Below are 1647 nucleotides of genomic sequence, written 5' to 3' on the forward strand. Positions count from 1 at the left end.
TTCAACTGGCCGAGGATCGGCAGGCTTCGTTCCTGGCGACCGATGAACCGCTGGTCATCGCTGACATCCTTGAGTTCACGCTCGATGCCATACAGCTTGTTGATCATCGCCAGCGCCACATCGGCACGTCCCGTCTTGCCTTTGGGCTGCACCTTTTGCGCCTCGACAAACTTGCGTCGTGCATGAACCATGCACGCCAACCGTTCGACACCGGGCTGTAATGCCAACGCGTTGTAACCGGCGTAATCATCGGTCATGACATAACCGCGATAGCCCTCCAGCAGGCGCAACGGTACCTCCTGCGCACGGCTGGTGGTGTAGTCGAACAACACGACTTGTCGATCAGGTGGCCCGCTGGCCTGCACCCACATCCAGGACTGGCTGGTCGGGTCGCGATCCGGTTCCTTGAGCACCTGCACCCGCGTTTCATCGCAGTGAATCACCGGGCTTTCCAACAACCGCTCACGCATCAGGTTCAGCAGCGGCTGGAAGTGTTCGCTGCACTGGATTACCCAGCGGGCCAAGGTTTGCCGGGGGATTTCGATGCCATGCCGGGACAGTACGCTTTCAAAACGGTGTAGCGGCAGACCATCGACATACTTGGTGGTCAGCAGCATGGCCAGCACGCTGGGGCTGGCCATGCTCTTCTCGATCAGCTGTGCCGGTTTGTCGGCGGTGACCGGCGCCGCTTCACAACCACGGCAGCCGTAGACCTTGCGCACATGTTTGAGCACGCGGATCTGCATCGGCACGATATCGAGCTGCTCGCTGGTTTCCTCGCCAACCACATGCTTGCGGCAACCGCAGACGCAGGTCAGCTCGTGCTCGGGCAAGTCGTGGATGACTTCGACACGTGGCAGGTCGGCCGACAACGGTTTGCGCTTGCCACGACGTTTGACTGGGGCAACGACTTCTTCGTCCGCATCCTCAACCACGGCCAGCAACGGCTCGCTTTCCGGCTCGTTGAACATTGCCAGTTGCGGCGTATTGGGATCGACCGTCTGCTCGGATTTGCGGTTGAACAGCCGATCCCGCAGCAGCTTGATCTGTTCTTTCAGGTCGACGATATGGGTGGCATAGGCTTCGTTGACTTCCTGCTCGCGCAAGCGTGCTTCGTAGGCCTCAAGCAACATCTGCTTGAGTAGTACGGGATCGTCTGGAAGGTTGGCGGGCAAGGAAATCATGCCCCGGATTATACCGGGTCAGGCAACGAAACGGGGTGTCAGAACCTGATGTGGACGGTTGCGCCAGAGGTCGAAGCCGTCGAGTAACCAGTTAAGTTCCTGGACGGTCAGGACGATGGCTTCGTCGGTGGCGTCGGGGGAAGTTTTGAAACGTTCGGCTTCGAGGCGCTTGAGCCAAAGGCAGAAGCCGTTGCGCTCCCAGTACAACACCTTGATGCGGTTACGGGCTTTATTGAGGAAGACGAACAGTACGGGGTCGAACACGGCGACTTTGATGTCCAGCTCGACCAGGGCGGTGAGGCCGTCGATGGATTTTCGAAAATCCACAGGCTTGGGGTAGAGGTAAACCTTTTCGACTTTGCTGTCGGGACGCATCATGGCGGACTGGCTCCAGAAAGAAATCGGGAGCGCAGCATCGGGCTTCAGGTAGTCGCTTGGAATGTGGGCTTCATGGAGCGGACAC

At 58.8% G+C, this 1647-nt stretch carries 2 protein-coding genes; both read right to left on the reverse strand.

Annotation, left to right across the window (positions count from 1 at the left end):
- Positions 1-1184: IS66 family transposase (locus tag HU766_RS25920; RefSeq protein WP_186661835.1), on the reverse strand; the 1184-nt coding region annotated here is incomplete at its 3' end.
- An 18-nt stretch (positions 1185-1202) separates the two neighbouring features.
- Positions 1203-1647 (reverse strand): IS66 family insertion sequence element accessory protein TnpB (gene tnpB, locus HU766_RS25925; RefSeq protein ID WP_238338707.1); only part of this gene is annotated, 445 nt, incomplete at its 5' end.

The organism is Pseudomonas sp. SWRI77 (assembly GCF_014269105.1).
GTDB lineage: Bacteria > Pseudomonadota > Gammaproteobacteria > Pseudomonadales > Pseudomonadaceae > Aquipseudomonas > Aquipseudomonas capeferrum.